Source organism: Micromonospora peucetia (assembly GCF_900091625.1).
Classification (GTDB): domain Bacteria; phylum Actinomycetota; class Actinomycetes; order Mycobacteriales; family Micromonosporaceae; genus Micromonospora; species Micromonospora peucetia.
In genome coordinates this window covers 61,401-79,253 of sequence record NZ_FMIC01000001.1, presented here as the reverse complement: position 1 = coordinate 79,253, position 17,853 = coordinate 61,401, and the positions used below count along the sequence as shown (strand labels likewise).

Annotated in this window: 14 protein-coding genes, 1 pseudogene and 1 CRISPR repeat array; of the genes and pseudogenes, 4 read left to right on the top strand and 11 right to left on the bottom strand. The window is 67.7% G+C overall.

The features are described from left to right. Positions 1–4: 4 nt before the first annotated feature. The 7 genes from cas5e to GA0070608_RS00360 all read right to left on the bottom strand — a co-directional run bounded on the left by cas5e (position 5) and on the right by GA0070608_RS00360 (position 9,737). Positions 5–841, bottom strand: a complete 837-nt coding sequence (cas5e, locus tag GA0070608_RS00390) for a type I-E CRISPR-associated protein Cas5/CasD (RefSeq protein ID WP_091619625.1) — start codon at positions 839–841, stop codon at positions 5–7. Beyond that, positions 838–1,992, bottom strand: coding sequence for a type I-E CRISPR-associated protein Cas7/Cse4/CasC (gene cas7e, locus GA0070608_RS00385; protein WP_091619622.1), 1,155 nt, complete (start codon positions 1,990–1,992; stop codon positions 838–840). The genes cas5e and cas7e overlap by 4 nt, the downstream gene beginning before the upstream one ends. A 52-nt stretch (positions 1,993–2,044) precedes the next feature. After that, on the bottom strand, positions 2,045–2,638 hold the full coding sequence (gene casB, locus GA0070608_RS00380) for a type I-E CRISPR-associated protein Cse2/CasB (RefSeq protein ID WP_091619619.1): 594 nt from the start codon (positions 2,636–2,638) through the stop codon (positions 2,045–2,047). Positions 2,639–2,670: 32 nt separating this feature from the next. Continuing rightward, entirely contained in the window at positions 2,671–4,266 is a 1,596-nt protein-coding gene (gene casA / locus GA0070608_RS00375; RefSeq protein ID WP_091619615.1) for a type I-E CRISPR-associated protein Cse1/CasA, read from the bottom strand. A gap of 30 nt (positions 4,267–4,296) precedes the next feature. Continuing rightward, complete coding sequence (locus GA0070608_RS00370) at positions 4,297–4,680, bottom strand: hypothetical protein (protein WP_141719380.1); 384 nt, start codon at positions 4,678–4,680, stop codon at positions 4,297–4,299. Positions 4,681–4,870: 190 nt separating this feature from the next. Further along, positions 4,871–7,654, bottom strand: a complete 2,784-nt coding sequence (locus GA0070608_RS00365; RefSeq protein WP_091619688.1) for a CRISPR-associated helicase/endonuclease Cas3 — start codon at positions 7,652–7,654, stop codon at positions 4,871–4,873. Between the two features lie 225 nt (positions 7,655–7,879). Beyond that, a CRISPR array of direct repeats spans positions 7,880–8,395; the repeat unit is 28 nt; unit sequence GTCGTCCCCGCACGCGCGGGGGTCTTCC. A gap of 976 nt (positions 8,396–9,371) precedes the next feature. Next, entirely contained in the window at positions 9,372–9,737 is a 366-nt protein-coding gene (locus GA0070608_RS00360; RefSeq protein WP_091619609.1) for a hypothetical protein, read from the bottom strand. A gap of 263 nt (positions 9,738–10,000) precedes the next feature. On the opposite strand from GA0070608_RS00360, the gene GA0070608_RS00355 reads away from it, so the two are divergent. Next, entirely contained in the window at positions 10,001–10,927 is a 927-nt protein-coding gene (locus GA0070608_RS00355; RefSeq protein WP_091619606.1) for a hypothetical protein, read from the top strand. 73 nt (positions 10,928–11,000) lie between these two features. Then, complete coding sequence (locus GA0070608_RS00350) at positions 11,001–11,879, top strand: pPIWI-associating nuclease domain-containing protein (RefSeq protein ID WP_091619601.1); 879 nt, start codon at positions 11,001–11,003, stop codon at positions 11,877–11,879. Positions 11,880–12,442: 563 nt separating this feature from the next. On the opposite strand, the gene GA0070608_RS00340 is transcribed toward GA0070608_RS00350, so the two are convergent. The 4 genes and pseudogenes from GA0070608_RS00340 to GA0070608_RS00325 all read right to left on the bottom strand — a co-directional run bounded on the left by GA0070608_RS00340 (position 12,443) and on the right by GA0070608_RS00325 (position 15,537). After that, positions 12,443–12,880 carry a hypothetical protein gene (locus tag GA0070608_RS00340; protein ID WP_091619596.1) on the bottom strand — a complete coding sequence of 146 codons (438 nt, stop codon included), beginning with the start codon at positions 12,878–12,880 and terminating at the stop codon, positions 12,443–12,445. 140 nt (positions 12,881–13,020) lie between these two features. Next, a pseudogene (locus tag GA0070608_RS00335) lies at positions 13,021–13,470 on the bottom strand (transposase); the annotation flags it as partial. A gap of 92 nt (positions 13,471–13,562) precedes the next feature. Further along, entirely contained in the window at positions 13,563–14,156 is a 594-nt protein-coding gene (locus GA0070608_RS00330) for a flavoprotein (protein ID WP_176733589.1), read from the bottom strand. A gap of 7 nt (positions 14,157–14,163) precedes the next feature. Continuing rightward, positions 14,164–15,537, bottom strand: coding sequence for a radical SAM/SPASM domain-containing protein (locus tag GA0070608_RS00325; protein ID WP_091619588.1), 1,374 nt, complete (start codon positions 15,535–15,537; stop codon positions 14,164–14,166). 367 nt (positions 15,538–15,904) lie between these two features. Between GA0070608_RS00325 and GA0070608_RS00320 the strand changes: the two genes are divergently transcribed. Together GA0070608_RS00320 and GA0070608_RS00315 are read left to right on the top strand one after the other, a co-directional pair. After that, positions 15,905–16,489 carry an ArsR/SmtB family transcription factor gene (locus GA0070608_RS00320; protein WP_141719379.1) on the top strand — a complete coding sequence of 195 codons (585 nt, stop codon included), beginning with the start codon at positions 15,905–15,907 and terminating at the stop codon, positions 16,487–16,489. Between the two features lie 5 nt (positions 16,490–16,494). Beyond that, entirely contained in the window at positions 16,495–17,748 is a 1,254-nt protein-coding gene (locus GA0070608_RS00315) for an MFS transporter (protein WP_141719378.1), read from the top strand. The last annotated feature ends 105 nt before the right edge of the window (positions 17,749–17,853 follow it).

The following is a 17,853-nucleotide window of genomic DNA, read 5'->3' as shown; positions in this document are numbered from 1 at the left end:
GGGGCTACCACCCGAGCAGTGCGAAAGGGTCATGGTCTGGTGGGGCGGTGTCGGGTGCGCCGGTGGGGATACGTACCCATCCTTGGCGTACCCGGCGGGTGTTGAAGCCGCGCTTGTGGGGGTCGAACGAGCGGGGCACGTCGGCGCGCAGGTCAGCGCCGTTGTCGTCGTCGACGGTGACGGGCAGGTCGACGGCTGCGGGCCGGGCGGGTCGTCGGCGGGCAGCGGTGTGGGTGTCACTGGCTTGCCAGCGCACGGCGGCGAGGACATCGAGTGGAGAGCCGCTCCACAAGGCGTCCTCGGCGGTGCGGATCGCGTTGGCCGCTGGCTCGGACTCCACGCTCGACCCGGCTGGGGTCAGCAGCAGGGGAAGTGCCGGTGGGCAGGACCGGCGTCCGAGCGCGAGCGGGAAGGCGGGTGCGCGCAGCGCGTCGACTAGGGCGAGGAGCAGGCTGGTGGGTCCGCTGACGGTGGCGACGAAGACTGCGTCCTGCAGGTAGTAGCGCTGGGTGACGTGGGTGAGTTTGGCTGGGGAGGTCGGCTTCTGCGCGCCTTTGGCGTTGACGGCCGCCGACAGCAGCGGCCGACCTCGGTGGTCGCTGACGGTGTGGTAGTCACGCAGCAGCGAGCCGGGCTGGTCGGTGCGCACGCCGAGGCTGAGCCTGAGTAGGTCGTCGATCGGGTCCTGCCGACGGTAGCCGGAGGCGGCGGCGAGCAGGCCGAGGATGCCGCTCTTGGTGGGTTCGTTCTGGGTGCCGCGCCAGTTGAACTGTCCTCGGGCGCCCCACGACTGCAACGGGCCCGCTAGCCGCAGCACCAGACTGTGGGGATTCTGCGTCACGCCGGCTCCTGGAGGCGGTCCCGGACGGCCTGCAGGACGGAGGCGATGGCTTCATCCAGGCTGTGGGGGGCACCGAACGCGGCGGTGAGGGTGTCGGTGTCCTGGTCGCTGTCGGGTTCGTAGACCGAGGCGACCGTGAGGGGGGTGATGCCCCACGAGGAGGCGGCGCGGCTCAGCTCCTTGGCCAGTCGCCGGGCTGATTCTGCGGCGATGCCGTTGTTGCGGCTGCGTACCGGCTTTTCGAACGCGGACACCAGGTTGACGGGCTGGTCGTCGCGGACGACGAAGCTGACCAGGCTGGGCAGGGTGCGGTGGGCGAAGGTGTTCTGGTGTCCGGTGGGCATCGAGCGGACGAACGCGGTGAGGAACGCTCGGGTGGCATCCAGGGCGGCGTTGGTGTCGCCGCCGAGGTTGGCGGTGAGCTGGTGCACGCCGAGGGTCGCGAAGCGGTAGAGCGTGGCTGAGGTGAACTCGACGGTGCCGATCATCGCAGCGCCGGCGTCTTCCTGCGCCGTCTTCTGGTCGTCCACGGCGGTGTAGTAGTCGAACTCGATCTCTACGGGGTGGGTGGAGATGGCGTGGGCGACCTGGGTGGCGGCGTCGACGTTGAGCGAGGTGATGTCGGCGACCATCCGCCCGAACAGGGCGACGTCGATCGGGTGCCCGTTGGTCAGCTGTTCACGCACGGGCAGGTCAGCGACCGCTTTGGTGAGGGCGTCGTCAGCCAGCGTGGCCAGTTCCTCGGCCCGGTCGGCGATCAGGTCGATGATCGCGTCGAGTTGGTTGATGCCGAAGAACAGCAGGTACGCCGTCTCGGTTTCCTTCTTGCCGGCCTTGATGTTCAGGTCCTGTGCCAGCAGGGCGGTGCCCAGTCGGGCGGCCGCGACGTCGTCCAGGCCGGTGCGGGCGGCGATGCGGCGGGCCAGCAGGCTGCTGATGCGCTTCGTGCGGGTGCCGAGCTGCTCGGCGGGCAGGTGCAGCTCGTCGGTGAACGCGACGCGGGTCGCGCGTTTCCACGCCTGCGATGAGACCCGGGCTCGCCGGACCCCGCCGTAGACGGCCTGCTTGGGGCTGCCCGCGTCGTCACGGTTGAGGTTCGACGGCGGCACGCTGTGCAGGACGTGGATGTCGATGTAGGTGCGGTCAGTCACGGCGTCTCCTGATAGGTGAACGGGCCTGCGATGAGGGTGGGGGAGGGGAGGGTCACGCTGCGGGGGCCGGGTCAGCCGTGGCCGCCTGGTCGGCGTCGCCTGCCCGGTCGTCGCGGCGGGTGAAGTACTGGCTGCCCCAGATCCGCCGGGTCACCGCAGCTTTGTCGGGGTCCTGCCAGTCGACGAGGTCCTGGACGAGCCGGGTGTAGTCCAGCGGCTGCGGCTTGGCTAGGGCGCGTAGCTGGGTCACCAGGCCCCGCAGGTGCAGGGTGAGCTCGGTGAAGCTGGTCGCGGTGGCGGCAGCACCGAACCGGCGGTCCACTGCCTCCTCGCTGAACTTGCCGTCGGCCCGCAGCACTCCCATGGCGATGCCCAGGCCGATGCCAGGGCGGTGCATGAGGGTGCGTTGGGATTGTTGGTGGGAGGCGAACAGACACAGGGCGGCGTGTTCGGCCCGCAGCCGGGCCGTGACCTCTCCGCTCGGGCGCAGCGCCGTGTAGTACGGCCACATGGCCGCAACCTCACCGGCGCCGCGTCCGATCCCGGCGCGCAGCGCGGCAAGATCCCTACCTTCCGGGACGGTTGTGGTGAACTGCTCCCAGAAGTAGGGGCGCCGGTTCTGGCGTGGGCTCTCAGGCCTGGACATGGGGAAACTCCGATGGTCGAGGTGTGTGGTGGTCAGCGACCGAGGACGTTGCGAACAGCCCGCCGGTAGACCGCTTCGGCGGTCGCAGCCCGGTGGGTCCACTTGCCGTCCTTGCTCTTGCGGCCGAGGAACGCCGACGGCGGTACCGCGCAGAGAACAGGCTCCGCGGTGCGCAGGGCGATGCGTTCCGCCAGCGTCTGCCATGCCTGCTCGGCCTGCTCCCAGCGCTCAGGCTGCCGCTGCAGACCCGCGAGCAGCCGCTGCACGACCGGAGTCAGCTCGTGCATCAACGCGTCACCGACTCGCAGGCCCTTGTCCCATGGCAGGCTCTCACCGCCGCTGGCCAGCCGGATCTCGTCGACCAACCGGTTCCCGGCCTGGCGCAACCCCTCAGCCTGCACCAGCACGTTCTCCAGGAACACGTGAACGTCCTCGGAGGGCTCCAGGGCCGCCAAGGGCAGCGGTACCAGGTCGGCCAGGACATCCTCCACGACCGCGGACTGGTTGCCGTAGACCACACCGACTGTCATCACCTGAACGGGAGTGTCGCTTGGCAGCCCGTCAGGTTGAGGGCTGCCCGCCGGCGGGCGCAGGCTGTGTAACTGGTTGATCAGCCTGCTGCTGGTGAACTTCGGATCCGCCTTGGCGACCGTGGCGAGCATGGGCTCCAGACCACGCCACGCCTGCCGGCCGGCCACATGCCGCACCGGCGTCTGCGGCTGCTGCTTCGCCTTCGGCTTGTCCACCCGCCGCCAGGCGGTGTGCGGCTCAATGTCCAACGGAACCGGCTGCAACCGATCACCGGCGGCCAACACCACCCGCCGCACCACAAGCTGATCACCGTCGAACTCAGGCACCAGACGCACCCGCCTCGACTGCCAGGTGAGCAGATCCAGCAGACCCTTCGCTGGCCGTGGCGCCCAACCGGCCGTCGCCGGCGCCCGCCGCCACTGTGGCACGTCATCCGACGCCGGCTGCCCCCCGAACGGGGTGTTCAACAGCAGCGTCTCGGCAAGGTTGCGCCCGATCGGCACCGTCACACCCAACGACCCGAGCGGACCGGTGGGGTTACCGGTCGTCTTCCCCCCGGCGACCTGAGGGTCGCCCACCGCCCCGGATTTGATCGCTGCCGTGTCCCAGCACTGCGTGGCCAGCAACGACCGAGCAGCCTGCGCCGCAGACAACGCCACCGGCTCGGCCTCGGTCCTGGTCGAGAACAGCGGAACGTTATTGCCCGTCGCAGCTGCCGCGGCCAACAACGCCACCGGCCTGGTCTCATCCTTCGCCGTCCGCAAGTCCGCGACCTGCGCGAACGGCTGGGCCCCGAACAGATCAAACCGGTGACGCTGCTCGTCAAGGTACCGCTTGATCTCCGGGACCGGCAGCTCCCCGGCGTTCCAGCGCGTCAACCACTGCCGCCGGTCAGCCGGCCGCCCACACGCATCGAGATACACCGGCAGCAACACCTGCCGCAGCACCGCCACCATCTCCAGCGGATTGGCCGTGGCCAAACCAGCGATCTCATGCGCCCTGGTCAACGCGTCGCGCAACGACACCACGGTAGGGCGACCGCCGTCGGTCACCTCAATCCAAGGCTCATCAACCAGGCTGAACGAAGGTGGGCTCATGTCACATCCAGAGAGTCAGAGGTCGATCCGTCAGCGGTGAGTCTGTTCGGTGATCATGTTGGCGAGGACCTTCGCGGTCAGCGTCAGAGCGAACCCCCCGACCGCTGTCCCAACAGTTCGTAGGAGCCCTTGAGCGCGACGATCAGGCTTCTCCGGCGTCGTCGGTAAGCCGGCAGCCACGAGCCGTGCCAGTGCCGTAACGCTGTGGACTGCAACTACATCTCCTCCGGCCCCCAGATTGACCTTGAAGAACAGGTCACGGCTGGCCGACAGCGTCCGCAGCGCACGCTGGACCGATTCGTAACCCAGCCCCGTCCGATCGATCAGATCGTCAGCGTTTACCAGCTCTTTGCCGCTCTCGGCGGCCTCGACAATGGCACGCAGCACCTTGTGGTCGTCTCGTGTCCGTCCCATGCGGTCACCATACGCTATGGTCCTAAGGGGAACCGGCCAAGCTGATGGCCTTCCGGCTAGCGACGAATGATGCTGACCGGTAGGTACGTATGCTGAGCCTTGCCTGGCCAACGCCAGGGTCATCCAGGGAAGCGGCCTAGCTGCACACCGGAGCAACTTTGTCCCCGCCTACGCGGGGTTAGATGTCACGTCATCGCAGCCTCGTCTGGAGGAGTCCGAGGTCCGCGTCGTAGGTGAGACGGTGCCCTCCGAGCGAGGTGGAGAAGCTCTCATCGAGCACCAGGGCGCGCGAGCGGCGCAGCCAGGCACTCCCGTCCCAGCCGGGAAGCGGTTTGAGGTCTGCCTTCGCGGCGTCGGTGAGGGCCGGCGGCAGGCGTAGCGTCGCCCCAACCACGGACCGGGCGATCTCAGGGTCGCTGACCCCGTCGCCGTTCGGGCCGAGACTGCTGCCCTGCAGCGTCAGATATCCGCTGCGATCCGCGCGGACGAGAACGACTTCCACGGTTTCCGGGCCATCGCGGACGACAGCGGCGACCGCGTCGTCGTCGGGGAGGTCGCCCGTCGCCCGGCCGTGCAGACCAACCAGGTTCGTTGTGCCGAGGTTGTCCTCACCGCACAGCAGGAAGGAGACCGCAGCCCCCTGCCGTTGCCCCTCGCTCGCAACCCACTGCTTACGGGCCTCAGCCGCCAACTCCCTCCACTGGGGTGGGGCAATGTCCTCCTCGCCGTACGCCCGGCGCACCAGATCCGGAACGTCGGCCGGGATGCTCCACCTCTCTCCGGCCGCCGCCTCCTGCACCAGCACCGCGGTCCGTAGGAGCATGTGACGGCCGTAGACGAACTCACTTCCGGAGGGAAAGACCGGCACACCGGTCCCCGCCGTGGTCATTCCCGTGACGACGACCTGAGGTCGCCGAAGCCCGGCGGGCCGGTCTGTGGCCGGCCGGTCATGCCGGTGGATCCGTCCGATCCGTTGCAGCAGAAGGTCGACCGGCGCCAGATCGGTGACCAGCAGATCGGCGTCGACATCGAAGGACTGCTCGGCGATCTGCGTCGCGACCACCACAAACCGAGCCGGGCGAGCCGCAGCGTCGGAAGCCCCCGGGGCGGCCAGAAGACTCAGAACCTTCGCGGTGCGCTCCGCGCGTTCACCGACGGTCAGCCGGCCATGCAGCAGGACGACCTCGTCGTCCCTCATGACCTTCTTCAGCGCCTGGTACGTCTGCTGCGCACGCCCCACCGTGTTGCGGATGACGAGGGCACATCCACCCTCGGACAGTTCATCGGTCAGCAGGTCGACGACAGCGCCCGGACCGTCCTTCGGTGCTTCCTGCACCACCCGCACCGTCACCGGCGCAGACGACCGCCACGCCTGCGGCGTCTTGTACAACGGCGCCGGATCATCGACGCTCACCCCGTGGATCACCGGATAGCCGGCAATCGCAGACACCGCCGAGGTGTCCACCTCGCGGGTGCCATGGGCGCCCTGCAGATAGGCCCGAGCCAGTGCAGCCCGCTGCCCGGGCGCAAGCGTCGCTGACAGCAGGATCACCGGCACACCCGCATCCGCCAACCACCGCAGCGCCTCCTCGAGGAACTGCGACATGTAGACGTCGTACGCGTGCACCTCATCGATGACGACAACACGGTTGGCCAAGCCGGCGTGGCGGAGCATGACGTGCTTCGTACGCGTGGCCGCGTGCAACAAGTGATCGACAGTGCCGACGGCGACCGGCATCAGCATGCCCCGCTTGGGACCCAGGAACCACTCCGGCGGAGCCTGCTCCGGCTTCACCCACTGACCCGCCCCGCTGCCGTACTCATCGTCACAGCCGTACTCGTCGATGCCCACAAACCGGACCTGGCTCTGCAACTGTGCCCAGCGCGAGTTGAACATCCGCTTGCCGTGCAACAACCCCACAGGCAGACCTGGCTCGACCGCCTCCGCCCACGCCAGCACCCGGTCGAACATCGGATCACTCGTCGCCTGGGTCGGCAGCCCCACGAACACACCGTTATGCCCGAACCGCCGACCGAGCACCTCCGCGGCCGCCAACGCCGCCTCGGTCTTGCCCTCACCCATCGGCGCCTCAATCACCACTAGACCCGGCGCGCTCATCTGCTCCGCCAGCGCCACCGCAGCGGCCTGCACCGGCCGTGCCGGACCTCGACCAAATCTGGCCGCCACCAAGTCCGGCACCGAAACATAGGAATCACCCGCCCAGCCGCCCCGCAGGTCAAGCAGCGACCAGGCATCGCTGGCGCGCTTGCGAGCAGTGGACACCGACACCTTTGCAATCTCGTCGACCCCGACGAAGTGCTCACCGCTTGCGATCCAGTCGGCCATGATTACCGCGCCCGACAGCGCCAGTTGGATCCCTCGACGCGGCACCCGGATCGAACTCAGCCGCTGAAGATCGACGTCGAGAGCCGAAGCGACAGCCGTCACCACCTGGTCCTGCGCCGCCTCCCACTGCCCACCGCGGCCCTGCGCGTTACGCAGCCTCCTCGCCACCGCGAAAATCTCGTCAGACGGAATAAGCCCGTGATGCCCAGCGATTACGGGCCACACCCAACTGACCACCTCCGGACTCCACCCGTTGGCAGACAGGACCCGAGAAGCAATCACCGCCCCCGCGCACGAGTGATGCCAACGCCGCGCCTCCGCATTGAGCGCAGGCCACACCAAGCCGATTCTCCGGACCGCCTGCGAGAGGCCCTCGTCCTTGCACTGGAAGGCCGGCACCGCCTTCCCACAGTCGTGCAGCCCACACAACAAGGCAAACACGACCCGCCCCTGCTCGTCGCAGGAGTCGTTGAGATGCCTCTTCACCGCCGGCGCCAGATAGAAGTCCCAGATCAACTCACCGACCGCAGCCGAGTCCAACAAATGCTGCACCAGCAGGTTCTGCCTGCCGCCAGCATTGGACTTCCCCCACAACACAGCGAGGGCGCCAGTCGGATCCGAAACCATGGCGTGCACCCTAGAACGCCCTACCGACAGCAACCCTCGACGACGCGAGCCCAGTCAAAACCCCGACTAACACTTGACCAACGCCCACACGCATACTGCCGCCCGTACGATGGTTCGCCTGCGAGGAAATGACTCCAGGCGCAGACACCGATCGTTGGGGAGATATGGCGGCGAGGACTAATCGAACCAGGCCCCTATCTCGCCAATAAGAGCAGGTCAGCAAGCGTCGTCCCCGCACGCGCGGGGGTCTTCCGTTCGTCAGCGCGCGGTTCAGGTACCAGGCCATGTCGTCCCCGCACGCGCGGGGGTCTTCCATGACGCGAGACACGTACCCCGGCTCATACCAGGTCGTCCCCGCACGCGCGGGGGTCTTCCTCCTGCGATCAGGTCGGGCGTGCCCGTGATCATGTCGTCCCCGCACGCGCGGGGGTCTTCCGTCGCTCTTGGTGCGCTTGACGGCCGCAAGGTCGTCGTCCCCGCACGCGCGGGGGTCTTCCGCGGGCGCCGGTGGCGAGACGCTCGCCCGCGATGTCGTCCCCGCACGCGCGGGGGTCTTCCGACGGCGGATACCACTGGCATGGTGAGCTGAGAGTCGTCCCCGCACGCGCGGGGGTCTTCCCATGCCGCGCAGCCGCGTGAACAGGGACGGAACGTCGTCCCCGCACGCGCGGGGGTCTTCCGCCACCCTCACCGTGCGGACCGGCTCCGGCGGCGTCGTCCCCGCACGCGCGGGGGTCTTCCGTCGGCCGGCGTCATCTGCTCTGCCGTGTTGTAGTCGTCCCGCACGCGCGGGGGTCTTCCGTTCGGCGGGTACGCGTTCCAGGACGACCCGAGGTCGTCCCCGCACGCGCGGGGGTCTTCCGGTTCGCCGTCACCGCATCGGGGGCGCACGGGTCGTCGTCCCCGCACGCGCGGGGGTCTTCCCCAGACCTCTTGGATCGGGCCGCCGAAGTTCTGGTCGTCCCCGCACGCGCGGGGGTCTTCCTCGTGTACGACAACGTTGAGCGGGCCGCGTGGGGTCGTCCCCGCACGCGCGGGGGTCTTCCCTGGAACGGCGCGAACTCGGTCCACACGGTGACGTCGTCCCCGCACGCGCGGGGGTCTTCCCTTCGGCGGGTACAAGTTCAGCGATGACCCGAAGTCGCCTCCGCACGCGCGGGGGTCTTCCCGGCGAGTGGTACGAGGTGGACCCGTGGTCGCGGTCGTCCCCGCACGCGCTGGGGTCTTCCGGCAACCGACGAGCCGGCTCAGTTGCGCCGCCCGTCGTCCCCGTACGCGCGGGGGTCTTCCGCCTGGGATCTCACTCATTGGACTCCGGCGCATGTCGTCCCCGCACGCGCGGGGGTCCTTCCGGCACGGCCCGGCTGACGCCGCGTCAGCAGCGGTCGTCCCCGCACGCGCGGGGGTCTTCCCCAGCACCCGAACCAGCCACCGGGGGACTCGCCGTTATCCCCGCACGCGCGGGGACCTTCCGCCACCAACCCCGACCACATGGCCGCCGACCCGGTTGTTACCGCACGCGCGGGGGGTCATCCGGCCCGCGCCGCGCTGCGCGCCGCCGCCCGCCAGTCGTTCCCGCATGCGCGGGGTCTTCCGACGACCAGGAACGCGCAGGCCGTCGGCAGCGGGGCGTCCCCGACATGCCACAGCAGCAGCCCGGCATCGAGGCGACGTTGGACGCGTGGTGGCCGCGGATCTGCGAGTCCGGCGCCGAGTTCTAACCCCGCCGTGCGAGCACCCACTCACCTGTATTGAACCTGCTGCTGAAGGGGTCGAAGCCAACCCACCTGCCCGTAAGCACACCCCCGCCGTCCATCACCAACTGGAGCGCACCGTGGAATCGCTGTCCTCGATATTCCCCGTTCGGGTCGGTGATCTCCGACCAGGTCCCGGTCACGACCCACCCTGTGACGTCGAGCGAGAGCTTAAGGGTTGAGGCGGACCACGGTCGGCTCCGGACTTCCAGATGATCACCGTCCTGGGTAATGATCACGTCGTGGGTGACGGTGACGTCTTTGTCCTGGCTGGTTGAGAAGCCGTTGTATCGGCTAAACCAGGTGCCCGAGTAGTCGTATTCGCTCACGTAGTGCTCCCCTGGGCGAGTACCCATGTTCAGGGCTGGGTGATCCCCGCTCCGTTGCAGAGACTACTGATCCGCCCGACCGCATCCATGAGCTGGCCTCGAGCATCGGGTATCCCGCGTCTCCGGGCGAGGCCGAGCTGTACCGGCTCTTTCCGACCGGTCAACCGGTGACGGCTGCCGGGCGCAGGTAGCGTCTTAACGCACTCTTGGCGACGCGTTGACGCACTCGCGGCTATCAGCCTGGGAGCGGCTACCGTGCCGGCATGACCACCGATGTGCCGCCCCTGCCCGCCCCGCTGGCCGCTCTCGCCGGACCGCGCGAGCAGGTCGTCGACGAGCACATGTTCCGGCTGCCGCCCGAGGCGCGCTGGCGTACGACGTTCCGGTTGCAGCTGTTCACCGCGGCCGGTCTGCGTCCCGTTGCGATCGCCACGCAGATGCCGTCCGCCGGCGAGGGCCGCTCGCTGGCCAACGCGGCCGAGGAGTGCGCGGCGGTGGTGTGGCGGCAGTACTGCCCCGACGAACCGGAACCGCCGGTCTGGATGGAAGTTATGGTCACCGACGATGAGAGCAGCTTGCCGAGCCGCGGTCCGCAGCTGGTGACCTTCACCGCGGACCGGGCCGAGCACACCCTGCACGGTCCTGAGTGGCTATCGGTGTCGCCGGCCGACATCGACGCGCTCGTCGGCCGGCCCGTCGACCTGACCCGGGGCAGCGGCTTCATCGCGCCCGAAATCGAGCCGGACCCTGAATCGACGTACGCGGCCCGGCTCGTGGTCTGGCTGCCACGTCCCACTCCGTTTCGTGAGGACGGCTGTATGGCGACCGGGGTGCCGTGGTGGCGTCGCTTCGGCCGCCAGCTCGTGCCGCGTCGCCGCGGCCGGGACTGCTGCTGGTACCACGGCGGCGACTGGCAGAAGGTGACGCGGCTGGCCATCCGGCTGGCCGAGCAAGCCAAGGCCGACGGCCTCTCCTTCGACGACACCATGTCGTACGTGCTCGACCACCCGGACGCGCGGCGCCTCACCGAATGGGAGCGCGAGGCCTTGGACTCGCTGCTGGTCGACACGATCCGCCCGTACGCGCCGTGGCCACGCCGCGAGGGCTACAACAACGGCCAGCACCGCGCGCAAGCGATGCTCGACGCCGGCGTGCGCCGTGTCCTCGTCGAGCGCTACAACGACCAGTGAACGCCGACGCGCCCACCGAACTGACCTGCGTTTCTGTCGGACCCCAGGCGTATTCTCGCGCGCGGAGGTTGATATGCCACGAAAGGTCACGCCGGCCCAGTACAACCGCATGGTCAACGAGCACAACCGCAAGGTGAAGCGGGCCGTCGACACTTACAACCGCGAGGTCACGGACTACAACCGCAAGCTCAAGCGCGCCGTCGACGAGCACAACCGCGAGGTTCGCGCGTACAACGCCCGCGTGCGCGCCAACCGGCAGCGGCTCAACGCCGAGATAGCACGGGTCAACCGGCAACGCTCGGCGACCCGCTACGTCACGGTGCAGACTTCCACCATCGCGCTGCATACCGCGTACTCCCACGTCGATGAACAGTCCGAGGGCTGGAACGCGCGCGGGCAGGAACTGGCCGACCTGGCGGAAGCCGAGACGGCCAACAGCGCCCAGCTCGCTAACACTCTTCTGGACGGCACGGCCGCCGACGCCGAGCAGATCGAGGAAACCTCGCTCACCGACGAGCTGTCGTCTCTGTCGCTCGACCTGCACAACCGTTGGGAGGGCGCCCGGTTCGCGATCAACCCGCGCAATCCCGACGCGGCGCGGCACTTCTGCACCAGCGCCCGCGAGGTCGTGGTGAAGCTGATCGACATGAACGCTCCCGCCGTCGCGGTGCTGCAGGCCAAGCCAGACTGCGCGCGGGGACCAGACGGCAAGGCTGTGGCGCGGCGCGAGAAGATCGGTTACCTGCTCGATCTCAACGGCGCCGGCTACGAAACCCTGGGCGACTTCGTCGAGCAAGACGTCAACGACGTGTTGAACCTGTTCTCCCAGTTCAACAAGGGCACGCACGGGACCGCCGGCAACTTCGATATCCCCGCCCTGCGCGCGATCAAGCACCGCGTGGAGAACTCCATCCGGTTCCTGTCCACGCTGGTCCGAGGCGCTAACCAGTAACACTCAAAGCTGCCGGCCATGACGCCGAGCCGTCAACACGGAGATCTACGCGATGACGCCATCAGGCCGGGGGTGCTGCAGATGGACCAGCCGCACCCGGCGGCCGGCTCGTCGTCACGCTCGTCGGTGGCGACCAGCCCACACCGGGTCGGTGATCGCGGCCGCCGGCGCCCGCACCAACCCGCACGCGGCGATCACCAGGCTTTCGGCGGTGGCGACCTCCCGGCGGGCCCGGACGTAACACCTACGCAACCGCCTCGGACACTGGGGCGAGGCGCAGTGCACCGACGCCGCGGTGACCGCCATCGACACCACCGGAGGCCGGTGGATCTTCATGATCGAGCGCCGCGACGGCGGGCCCACGTCACCTGGTCAGGCCGCCCGGTGACGCGTGGCGCTGAGGCGAAACGGGTGGGTGTACTCGGTACCGCAGCAGGTGCACCAGGCCCGGAACAGTAGACTGGTCGCGGTGTCGACGGGGCTTGGTTCCACCTCGTGGCGGATGCCGTCGATCATGGCGTAGAGGTGCCGCCAGCGGATTGGGCAGAGGCAGGCCGGCGTGCTCATGCCGTTGCCTGCCCGTCCTCGGGGTCGGGGGCTCGCCACTCTCGGGGCTTGGCGCCGGTGGCGTCGGCGACTTGGGCGACGTCGCGGTGGCTGTAGGCGGTGCGGGTGCCGGAGATGGACATGCCGGCGGCTGCGGCGAGGTCGCCCAGCGTGTAGGGGCGGGGTTGGACGAACTCGCGCCCGTAGGCGATCAACTCACGGATCCGCTGCTCGGCTTCCTCCTTCGCGCGACGGGCACCGGCTAGCGCGCCGATCAGGGGGTCCTGATCCGCTCCGTCCCACGCGGCCCGCAGGTTCTCGGTGGCACGTTCTTGGTCTTCAGCGGCTTCGTCCCGCGCGGCGAGGAAGCCGTCGTCGTGTTCCTCGCCGGGGTCGGGCTGCGGGATCGGGTACAGGATCGCGGCCACGTCGGTGAAGATGTCTCGTCGAGTCATGTCCTACATTCTGCGCAACCGGTTGCGATGATCGCAATAGCTTGCGCCGGCCGCAATCAAGGTTGAGCTCCCCGACGACGACTACTGGAAACCGCACACCGCCCAGCACCCCCCCCGCCCAGGCCCGGGAGCTGGCAGCCGCCGTAGATCTCGGCGAAGTGGGCTGAGATCTCGCCCGTGGTCAGCCCTTTGGCATACAGCGACAACACGACCTCGTCGACCCCGGACAGGCGGCGCTGCCGCTTGCGGACAACCTGGGGCTCGAACGTGCCAGCCCGGTCCCGCGGCACGTCGATCTGCACCGGCCCTGACGCGTCGGTCAGCACGGTCTTCGACCGGCTGCCGTTACGGATATTGCCCGAGCCGGCGCCGTCGGGTTCGTGTTTGGCATAGCCGAGGTGCTCGGTCATCTCCTCGTTCAGTGCGGTCTCCAGGACCGTCTTGGTCAACTGCTTGAGTAGCCCGTCCGGGCCCGTCAACGACGGGCCCTGTTCCTTGGCTGCCCGGACGAGCTCGGCTGCGGCCTTCGCCTCCGCCGACGGCTCGGGCCGCTTCTTGCGTCCGGTCTGGTCGTTCAGTGTCGCGGTCATCACGGCACCCTCCTCACCAGGGCACAACGCCCGGCAGGTCAGGCCGGAAACACCTTTAGATCCACAGACCCTTGGAATCTAGAGTTTGCTCTTTACGCCTCCGCCGCTTCTTTGAGACGTATGCCAATGAGGTTCGCTAGGTCAAGAGGTGCAGGCATGGAGGGATTATCGACCATGCGTTTACTGGAGACTTCGAACCCTTCACGCCACTGTGGCTCGATGATCTCAAGGCCGTCCGCGCGACTTTGCTGGATGTTGCGTTGTACAGCAGGCTTAGACCACATGAGCCGGTTCATGGCAGGGACTAGGAGCACGGGGGTGGGCGCGGCCAGGATAACTGCGGTCAACAGGCTGGGGGCGTGCCCGTGGACGACTTCAGCCAGCAGGTTGGCAGTGGCGGGAAGTACGAGGACCAGGTCATGGCTGGTAGCCAACTTGACGTGGTTGGTGCGGAAGGGGGCTTCCGGGTCGGTGGAGTCCACAACCTCGTCGGCGAAGAGGCTCACCGTATGGGGAGGCAGGAATCGCGTTGCTGCAGCGGTCAGGACCACGGTGGTTTGACAGCCGAGTTGGGCCCGTAGGGCAGCCAGGTAGCTTGGCAGCATGACGACGGACGCCGCGCCGCAGGCGCCAATAAGGAGCCGTTTGCGGGGAGAGTTTTCTGAGGTGTCGGAGGTCTCGGTCATCATGGCGTCATCGCCTGCTAGGCGCGGCTGCGAGTGTGGGGGTGCCGGTTAGCCCGTTCATCTCGGCGATGAGGTCGAGGCGTTGTTGCGCGTTGAACTTGAAGCTGGGGCAGGGGCCGTGGCCTTCTCTCCACAGCTTGGGGCACGCGCCGCCGCAGGACGGATAGAACTCGCAGGATGAGCAGGATCGTTGGCCCCGTCCTACCTCTTGGGGCCAGTCGTCGTATGCCCCCTCAGGACGCAGATCGGCTCCCTGAGCCCATGGCTGGGTGATGTCGCCGACAGCGGTGTCGGCGAGGTGGTCGACGAGTGGCTGTTCGCTGCAGGAGAAGATGCTTCCGTCGGGGGCGATGAGTTCGTCGGAGCGAGTCACGGCCGGGCAGACAACGGTCGCCGGGCTGGGAGGCAAGACCTCGAAGTTGAGCCCGAGCTGGCGCATGAGTGTCAGCCATCGTGCCTCGCGCTCAGCGAAGTGCCGCTTACCTAGTTCGATGGCGCTGACATCGTTACCCCATGAATGCACGGGCTTAATGGCGAAGCGGACCCGTTGGTGAGCGAAGCCGCGTTCGGCTAGCAGCGTGAGGAGTTCATCGACGGCATCCTCGTTGTGGACGTCGACGTTGGTGCGGATGCCGAAGGTCAGCCCGCTGGTCGCCTCGTCCTCGAGCGCTTGGCTGACCGCCTCCACGATGCGCCAGAACGATGTCCCACCGCTCTTCAGCGGGCGATGCCTGTCGTGCGTTTCGGGCGGGCCGTCGATGGTGATCTCGGCGTGCGTGACTCGACACTCCTGTGCTAGGACTCGGATCTTACGGATGTCGAGCAGCGCCCCGTTGGTCACGATGACGGAGGCCCAGTCGAGTCCTCTATCCTCGATCAGCGGAACGAAGGAGCGGGAGAGATCGCGGATCACCGCGAATCCCATCAGCGGTTCACCACCGAACCAGTCCAGGCGCATCGCAGTGGTCTCAGGGTGCTGCATGATCGCGGACACCCGGCGTCGAACCGCGTCTCGGTGGTTCGCCCGAAGTGTCGTCCGACGGTGGGTCTGGCCGCAATAGGTGCAACCCATGTTGCAGTAGGCGGTGGGAAACAGCGCTATGTGGCGCCTTGTGCGATCGCTCGTGTCCGCGACGAACCGGTCGGTGATGGTGGCGAGTTCGTCCTCGACATCGGGGATGATCAGCTGGTAGCGGCGCAGGGTGTCCAACTGCTCCTCGTTGAGAGCCGGCACCTCACCGAGTTCCAGTTGGTTGGCGACGGCCTCCTTGACCGGTAGGACCTTGCTGACACGGGTGGCGTAGACCAGACGAACCGCGTCTCCACCAGGAGCGAGGTACGAGTTGCGGCTGATGACCTTGTACCGGCTTACCTTCTCCACGTTGCTTGTCCTCCCCGTTCGACGCCGAATGCGGTGCTTGGATACAGAGGCCGGGTGCCGCTTGTACAGCGGCACCCGGCCTTTGTAGATCTACGGACCTCTCCGAAGGAGTAGGTCAGCAGATGACGTTCACGTTGCGGTCTGCCGGTCCACCAGCAGTGGTGGTGATGAGGGCGTCGTCGAACATGTGGAGCACCTCCCCCCGTAGAGAGCCAGATGTGTCGATGGGTGCGGGCCGCGAGATGAAGCTAGCTCGCATCGATTTAGTGAGTCAAGGGATCCTGTAAAAGGAAGCTTGAAACATTCGATCGGCGGTTAATTCAAAAACTCTTGAATAACGGTGGGTCCGTCACGTATCGTGCGCACTGTGGACGAACAGCAACCCAGGCGAGTGACCCAGGTGGAGGTCTTGAAGTCCTTCTCCCACCCGCTGCGCCTGCGTCTGTACTACGCACTCGCCAAGCGCGGCTCGGCGACTGCTACGAGCCTGGCTAAGGATGTGGAAACCACTGCTCAGCTGGCCTTCTACCATCTCTCGCGGATGGCCGAGTTAGGCGTGCTCGAGGAGGACGACGCGGCCCCCGCCCGAGGCCGGGAGCGCTACTGGAAGCGATCAACCCAGGGCCTCTCCTTCACTGCCGACAGTCTCGGATCCGACACGGTGAGTGACTTGGAGGTGCTGCACCGTGGCCAGGCTGGCATCCACTTCGAGCATCTGCAGGAGTTCTTCGCGAGCGGTCCGGACGCCGAGGACGAGTTCCGCACCGCCGCGTTCGGCTCCGACATGGTCCTCAACCTGAGCCGCGCCGAGGTGGATCTCCTGCGCGAGCAACTCACCGAGGTGCTCCTGCGCTTCCGGGACAACAACCGTCCGACCGACAGCGCTGCCTCTGCCGCTGAAGAAGCGACGCGCAGCATGTTCGTGTTCGTCCATGCCTTCCCAATGAGGTGACCCTCATGACCGAGGCCACAAAGACTTCATCCGCCGTCGTCACGCCGAACCAACCGCGCTGGCGGCTGCTCTGCTGGCTGACCGCCGAGCCGGTCTCCCTCATCGGAGACCAGATTTTTTTCCTGGCGATCGCGTGGACCGCCGTACAGGAAGCAGGTCCAGCCGGCGCCGGTCTGGTCCTCGCCGCCGGCGCCGTGCCCCGCGCGCTCTTCATGCTCCTGGGCGGGACGCTCGTCGACCGTCTCGGCCCTCGACGCGTCGCCCTCAGCAGCGACATCCTGCGTGCCCTGCTCATGCTCGCGGCCGCCGTGATCGCCGCCGCCGGTGCGACGATCCCCCTGCTCCTGGCTCTCGCACTGATTTTCGGCGTCATCGACGCACTTTTCTATCCCGCAACCAACGCCCTCGCCCCACTCGTCGTAGCCCATGACCAACTCGTCCGAGTCCAGAATCTGCGTGCACTCGGCACCCGCGCCGCCGTCCTGATCGGCGCTCCTCTCGGCGGCCTCCTCCTGGCGATCGGAGGCCCGTCCACCTCCTTCGCCGTCAACGCCGCCACCTTCGCCGTGTCGGCCGTAGCCCTGACAGCCCTACGCATCCGCTCCGTTGTGGCTCAGCATCAAGACGGCGCCGGTGGCGTCGTCCGTCAGGCGATGCAAGGGCTCCGCTACGCCCTTGGCAAGCCCGTGATACGCAACCTGCTTCTCATGGTCGCGCTGCTCGAATTCGCGGTAAACGGGGTCATCAACACCGCGTTTCCAGCTCTCGCTGCCGAACGACAGTGGGGAGCTCAAGGCCTCGGGTGGCTGATGGCGGCCCTTGGCGCGGGCGCCGCAGCAGCTGCACTCGTCCTCGTGATCATCCGACGCCTACCTGCACCAGGGCTCGTCGTCGCCGGCGCAGCCTGCACCGGGGCCATCGTCATGAGCCTCTTCCCCGCCGCAGTCGACCTACCGGCCACCCTTACGCTCTCGGTTGCCCTCGGCGCGGTCGGCGGTGCCGTCGCCGGGATCGTCCTACCGATCATCCAAGCCGACACACCCCCCGACATTCTCGGCCGCACCATGAGTCTGTTCGCCCTCGCCACCGTCGGCGTGTCCCCACTGTCCATCGCAGCCGCCGCACTCATCACCGACCAGGCAGGGCTACGAACCGCATTCCTCGCCGCCGCCGCCCTCGCACTCGTCGGCGCCGCCGCCTGTATTACCAGCGGACCCGTGCGCAACATAGCCCTGAAGGCGACGGCCCGTGCGACCTGACCAACAAGGTCATGTCGCACGGCCAACCAGGTCTCGCCGCCGTCCACCCGGCCCGTCTGTAGCTGTCAGCTCGAGCAACGCTCAGAAGTTGATCTAAGGCAGGGC